This is a genomic window from Brevibacillus soli, from assembly GCF_044759095.2.
Taxonomy (GTDB): domain Bacteria; phylum Bacillota; class Bacilli; order Brevibacillales; family Brevibacillaceae; genus JBIYSM02.
Genome location: NZ_JBIYSM020000083.1, coordinates 1 through 6,663, shown reverse-complemented (window position 1 = coordinate 6,663; position 6,663 = coordinate 1). Strand labels below are relative to the sequence as shown.

The window sequence follows — 6,663 nt, the reverse complement described above, 5'->3', positions numbered from 1 at the left end:
AGATGGGGAGGGGGATCGTATCTCCATTTCTGTCATTTTCTCTTCCAGTAGCTTGTATGAAAATGAAAGACGTCAGATTTCACGTGTAAGAATACGTTGATCTGACGTACTTTCGAAATTCGGGATAATGGCTTGTGCCTTGTATTGACGAGCCGTTTCGTAATTCTTGAGATGGTCGTATCCACCATCCATAACGTAATTTTTACATACCTCCTTGGCTTGGTTGTTCACTTGTGTCATGAGAGGAGGAGCCATGTCTCCATCGTTGACGTGAGCAGGAGTGACTTCCACAGCAACAGGCAATTCGCTATCTGTGTCTACAGCCAGGTGAATTTTGTAACCGAACCACGTGTTTTTATTGCCAAAGGAGTCGAACTTGGCTCCCCAGGTGGAGTTTCCTGTACCTTGGGACCGTGATTTTGGTTGCTTTTTCTCATACGCATCAATCGCTGTGCTGTCAATGGCAACGGTTGCTCCCGAGATGATTCCTTCTGCCCGACACTGTTTGACCAAATCGTAAAACAGCTTTTCGGCTATCCCCTTCTCCGTTATCTGTTGAAAGGTACGACTCAATGTGGAAATCGATGGAGCAGGTTGATCCAAAGGAAAGCCACATTGGTAACGAAAACGCAAATCATTGGCAAGTCTTAGATGGAGGTCAGTAAACTCAGATATTCCTTCTAAAGGAGCCACTAATAGGGCACGCAAGAGCGCTTCCCGACAGTGCCCCTTTGCGCCTCGGGGCGAAGGACTTCTTAATCCTTTTGCATACGGACGCAGATCTAATACAGAAAAGAATAGGGGTAAGCGTTCTTTTGACTCAAGTTTTTGCAGTTCTTCAAAGGAAAATAAAGATTGTTGGAGAATATACAAAGTGACTTCACCTTCCTCGAAAAGTTTTCGTGCGTGGTTGCTTGAAAACTTCTCCTTCTTGGGGTGAAGTCCTTTTTTTATGTTCGCAAACCCTTGTAGTGCAACGGGTCAGAAATCTGCAAAAGGCCCATCTATGAAATGAATTTTTTTATATCTTCCTTTTCTTGAACTATCGATCCCCGATGGAATCCTATATCATATATCAAAACATTAAGACCATATAAGTTTTTTCACTAAACCCTAAATCTCGAAATGATTTTCTGAAGTTCTTCAGACATCTTAGACAGCGCCAAGGCTGAGGAAGAGATTTCTTCCATAGAGGCCAATTGTTCTTCAGTAGCTGCAGAAACATTCTGAGTTCCTGCGGCTGTTTCTTTTGCTACTTCCCGTATGAATGTTATAGATTGCACGATTTCTTCCATAGACGCTGCCATCTGTTGCGCACCGGCTGATACCTCTTGAATCTGAACAGCAACACCGTCTACGGAACGTTGAATGTGCTCGAAAGACGTTCCCGCATGGGTTACGACAGCCATACCTTCGCTCACTTCGTTTTTCACCAGATCCATGGAAGCGACAGCTTTTTCCATCTGTCCTCGGATCATCAAAATTAAATCGTTGATTTGATTTGCAGACCCAGCCGACTGCTCTGCAAGTTTTCTTACTTCCTCTGCTACGATAGCAAATCCCCTGCCATGTTCACCTGCTCTTGCCGCTTCAATAGCTGCGTTCAACGCTAACAAATTCGTTTGAGAAGCAATGTCAGTAATAACTTGAACAATTTGACCGATTTCCTTTGAACGATCGCCTAATTCTTTGATTGCATCTGCTAGGTCATTAACCTTGGCGTGAATCGATCCCATTTGTTCGTTAGCGGTTTGGATCGACTGATTTCCTTCCTCTGCCACTTGAGATGCTTGTACGGCGGAGGTGGATACCTTCTGGGCGTTAGCCGCAATTTTTTGAATTCCTTGTGCCATCTCGTTAACAGTCTGGGCACTCTGGTCTACACTGGAGGCTTGTTGCTCGGAGCCTGAGGCTACTTCCTGCATTACGGAAGCAATTTGCTCCGTGGCTTTACTTGTTTGTTCAGCACTTGCTGTTAACTCTTCAGCAGATGCTGCAACTTGTTCAGCATTGATTCCAACTTGATGAATAAGGTTGCGCAAATTGGTTTTCATAACATTAAAGGAATGAGCCAGGTCCCCGATCTCATCTCTGTTCTTTACATCAATATCTTCAACAGTCAGGTCTCCTGAAGCAATTTTTTCTGCAGAGGATGAGATTAAAATTACTGGTCTCGAAATCAATCTTGAAACAAAATATCCAATGCAAATCGCTAGGATTACTGCGATCACGCTGATGAGTAATACTGTTGTCACTACTCCGTCTACCATAGCTGAGTTTTCTTGTGAGGCTTGAGTCATTAGATTTTGTTGTCGGTCACTTATTTGGTCAGCTATCGCTCGAATCTCCCTAGAAATAGGAAACAAAGAGGTATTGGCGATTGCCAGGGCTTGCTCTTTATTCACCGAGACAATTAGATTTATTGATTCATAATATTTCTTGTTTAATTTTTCGATCTTGCTCAATGAATCCTTGGTTTGTTGAGTTTCGGCCATTCCCATGGTTGTGAGTACTAATTTAGATAATTGATTGCTTGCGTCCTCCATTTTTTTTGTGGCATCAGAATTTTGTGTAAGTATGTAGTCCCTCAAACTGTTATTCAACTGAGTAGCATTTACTTGAATATCCTTAGCATTAAAGAGTATTTTAGCCCTTCTGTCAACTAAATCAGAATACGAGCTATCTACTTTCTTTAGAAAGTAAAAAGACGTTCCACTCACAAATACCAAAAGTAGAGCGACAGATAAAAATCCGCCAATTAATTTCTTGCCAATTGTCCATTTCATGCTGTCCCCTCCGATTAATAAGGATATAAGTCTAAGAATCATCGTTGTTATCCTTAATAAATAGGAAAAAAATACTAGTAAAAAAATAGTAACAAGCTAATACGTGATTCGTCAATATTAGAATAATTTTTAGATGATACTTGAAACAACTAGTGAACCCATTTCAAGGGAATAACGATGTTGAAACAACCTATAATGGCTGCCGGGCTATCATGTCCGTTAGTTCAGAAAGATTCCACCTGTGTTCCTAACAATAATGGCCGTTATCTGAAGTTGAAAGTTTAATGAAAATAAAGATCCCTCCTTAATCAAAATAAAAAACCTCACCGATTAAAAGGATGAGGTTCTTGGATATGCATGTTCTCTTTCTTAAAGTAACGATCCCCATTGTTTAACTACTAGGCACGGGCAAGACTAATTTATTGTCCCATAAATTTCTCAAGTCGAAGCTTTACTTCTGGCCACTCTCTGTCGATTATGCTGTAATAAATCGAATCTCTAACATAACCATCCGGTAGAATTATATGGTTTCGCAAAACACCCTCTTTGACAGCACCAATCCGTTCAATTGCCCTTTGAGATCGGATATTCCGACTATCGGTCTTAAATTGAACTCGAATCGTCCCTAGCTTTTCAAAGCAATGCTTTAGCAACAAATATTTGCATTCGGTGTTGACATAAGTTCCCCACATTGCAGGGGTAAGCCAGGTTGAGCCGATCTCTAAACTTCTGTTTTGAACTGAGATGTCATAGAACCGCGTGCTTCCCACAATTTTTTGCGATTCCAGATCAATAATTACAAACGGAAGCGCATTCTTTTGTTCTAGTGCTTTACTCACATACTCCCTCGCGTCTTCAATTGAATCGATTCTTCCTTGTGTAACCGTCCATATATTTGGGTATCTTCCAGCCTCGTACAAACACTCAATGTGTTTAAATTCCATTGGAATCAATTTGACCTTTTTGCCAGTTAGTACAACCGGGGTTATCTCCAAAACTACCTCCCCCTTCGTTAACTTTATTAAAAATTCACAGTTTTACGATAACATATATCATTTGGTTTTTCATCTATAGAAATGCCGCTTGTGTCCTAACCAATATGGCCGTTATCTGAAGGATTCCTCATTTTCCCATCCTCCTACAGCTCCGCAATAGTCACCGTGTACGTCCTCCAGCTGCCGATCTTCATAAGCCGGTTCGCTGTATCCCATTCCACTGTTGCTCGGGCGATGAGCGCCCCTTTCGGTTGGCTATATTGCATGGCCGGGAAGGTCATTGTCTTGGCACCCGAATCGATAGACGATATCTGCTTGTCCTCAACTCCAGCACTGGATGCGATCGTTAGCTCTTGGCCAACAGAAAAGCCTGTTACCACGATAATTCCTTCGTACACCATTGAGTGCAGTAAATCCTCTTGGGTAAACTTTCGTATTTGACTCCACTATTCATTGCACTATTGAAGTCGTCAAAAATATGAGCTATAGAAGCCAAATCTCTATCGACTTGTCGTTGACTAAGCACATCATGCTTCAATACTCAACGAACCTTTGATTCCCATTTGGTTCCTCCACCTCGAAAATGACCGGGAGTAGACCGGGATCGTCACTTCCACTTCCATTCCGTACTCCTCCAGCACCTTAAGCTGTTGCAGAATCGTTGAACCTTCAAAAACATTAATCACTAATTTGTAGCGACATGAAATCTGTTTATTTATGGCATACAGTTGGGGTAATTCCTCTTGTTCAAATGCTTCGTATAGTTGGATGTAAGGCTTCTTTGATTTCTCCAGAGCACTATGCATAGTTGCAGTGATCAGTGGATTCTTCATGACATAGTAGGAAATCATCAACAATGCATCTTCCAGCATATTCTCCACAGTCGGGTTCCAGATGATCGGTTTTTGATTCCCGGTAGATTCGACCAGAATGTTGTGCTCGGTTAAAATCCAGGACGGCCTGCTGTTCTCAGACAAGTAAAGTACATGAGTTGGATAGATTCCTCCATGATTCGGATGAGCTTCTCCAATCAGTATTTGTGCTGTAATGGTTCCCATTCTATCCCCTCCAATAGGAATCTAAAGACATTTATTTGCCTCCTAGTTTACGGCCTCAAATGACAGAACCTGTCAGAGAACAAAAGTTCTGTAATTTCATTCCTCGTTTTCCTACCATGTCAAGTGCAGTTACAATCAACTGAACAGTCTCTTTGCATGAGGTAATACTTACAAACTCATCCCAGGTATGCTCGTATCGGTACCCTGCCGAGAGATTCACGCTGTTGATTCCATAAGACGCGAATGTGCATGCATCACTGATTCCACCTCTAACTGATTTCCAGTCCGGCATACCGCAGATACGCCCAGCTTCTTCAAAGAACTGGCCCACAGCGGGATGGCAGAAGGGCTGCACATCGGCGAAGGAAGTGACGATATCCCGATTTCCTCTTCGGTCTACTACAATCGCTAATTCAACGTCATGCAGCCACGCCGGATCCAGTGCTTGGGAACCTCTCCTGCCGATCTCTTCCTCTCTGGTAAAGGCAACCTTGAGCTTTCCGTTGAATTTAGTTGCTCCTATTTGACGGATGACAGCCATGACAATCGCCATACCTGCCCGGTCATCTGCACCAAGAATGCCGGCGGAGGAGTAAAACACATCCTCTTCCCTTCGAACTTCCCTGTAAGGTTCTACTCCGTCGACGCTATCCATGTGGGCAGATAACAATATCGTGGGTCCGTTTCCTGTGCCGCATTGCCGCTCCCCCAACAAATTCCCGTAATGGTCAATCCAAACATGATCCAGCCATTTCTCCATCTTCGGTTTGATATAACGGACAACTCTCTCTTCTTTTCCGCTCGGAGCGATGATTTGCAGCAAGTCATACAGTTCAGACGCAAGCTTTTTCATCCGTATCCTCTCCCTTTGTTTAGCTGTTTGTCTTCATGACTGCATTCATCGTCTGCACCAGATCACGAAGCACGTCCTGATTTCGGTAAAGCGCTTCGGCCATATCAAGAAGCCAGTCTTGCTCGAACCTGCTTTCCCGGAGTTTTGCAGACTCTCTCATCTCAACCGATGAATGTCTGATCATCAATCGACCGCCCGCTGCCTGATGGTTGTACTTGAACTGCCATCTTCCATTGGAAAGGAGAGCGAGACACGAATCGAGTATCGTCGCGTAGTGCTGTTCTCCCCGATGAAAATGGAGAATGGGATACCGCTTCCCGTGTCCGTCACAGCTCATGGCCGTCTTAATGCCAATCGCCGAACACCAGCGGACGATCCCGGCAATATATGGATCGAGCGCATGAAGAATGACCGATTCCACTTCCCCCGGAAAATCATCACGGGCTCCTCTGCCTTCATAAAACGCGGTGATAAACTGGTCTTCCTCTACTTCCGAAGTCGGTGGTGTAAAGGTCGATCCCTGGAAATGATCCTTTACCCCTAAGTATCGCAACATGACTTCCAGCAGTCGTAGATTCTCCGGATTTTCCCGTAGGAAACGAAACGAATCATCCTCCTTCTCAAAAACAAATCCCATCCTGACAAAAGCCCTTTCCCACGTAATCATCTTTGACATCCCCACTCATCCTTTCTCTGTCGTCTCTTTTCTGTTTCTTATTGTAGAGACCGCCTGTTAAACGATGTAACGCCTGCACTTGACACGTAACAATAAAAAAAGCATCGATTGAAGCCCTCTCGAAGAAGCTGGTTCTTCGTTAGAGGAAACTTTTTATGCGTTCCGGAAAGTTTATTTCAGGACGCTTTCACACGGTGAAGCCCTTAAACTTTCCTACACGATAAAAAAAGCTTCGATTGAAGCCCTCTCGAAGAAGCTGGTTCTTCGTTAGAGGAAACTTTTTATGCGTTCCGGA

Annotated in this window: 5 protein-coding genes and 1 pseudogene; all 6 read right to left on the bottom strand. The window is 43.5% G+C overall.

Annotated elements, in window-relative coordinates; translation table 11 throughout:
* Window positions 1-120 precede the first annotated feature (120 nt).
* Window positions 121-873: pseudogene (locus tag ACE99V_RS19990) on the bottom strand (transposase); the annotation flags it as partial.
* A 233-nt stretch (window positions 874-1,106) separates the two neighbouring features.
* Complete coding sequence (locus tag ACE99V_RS19985) at window positions 1,107-2,786, bottom strand: methyl-accepting chemotaxis protein (RefSeq protein ID WP_400492962.1); 1,680 nt, start codon at window positions 2,784-2,786, stop codon at window positions 1,107-1,109.
* Window positions 2,787-3,205: 419 nt separating this feature from the next.
* On the bottom strand, window positions 3,206-3,781 hold the full coding sequence (locus ACE99V_RS19980) for a GNAT family N-acetyltransferase (RefSeq protein ID WP_400492961.1): 576 nt from the start codon (window positions 3,779-3,781) through the stop codon (window positions 3,206-3,208).
* Window positions 3,782-4,308: 527 nt separating this feature from the next.
* Window positions 4,309-4,839 (bottom strand): hypothetical protein, encoded by a 531-nt coding sequence (locus tag ACE99V_RS19975; RefSeq protein WP_400492960.1) that lies wholly within the window; start codon window positions 4,837-4,839, stop codon window positions 4,309-4,311.
* A gap of 55 nt (window positions 4,840-4,894) precedes the next feature.
* Entirely contained in the window at window positions 4,895-5,692 is a 798-nt protein-coding gene (locus ACE99V_RS19970; protein WP_400492959.1) for a M20/M25/M40 family metallo-hydrolase, read from the bottom strand.
* A gap of 19 nt (window positions 5,693-5,711) precedes the next feature.
* Window positions 5,712-6,368, bottom strand: coding sequence for a hypothetical protein (locus ACE99V_RS19965; RefSeq protein ID WP_400492958.1), 657 nt, complete (start codon window positions 6,366-6,368; stop codon window positions 5,712-5,714).
* Window positions 6,369-6,663: the final 295 nt, after the last annotated feature.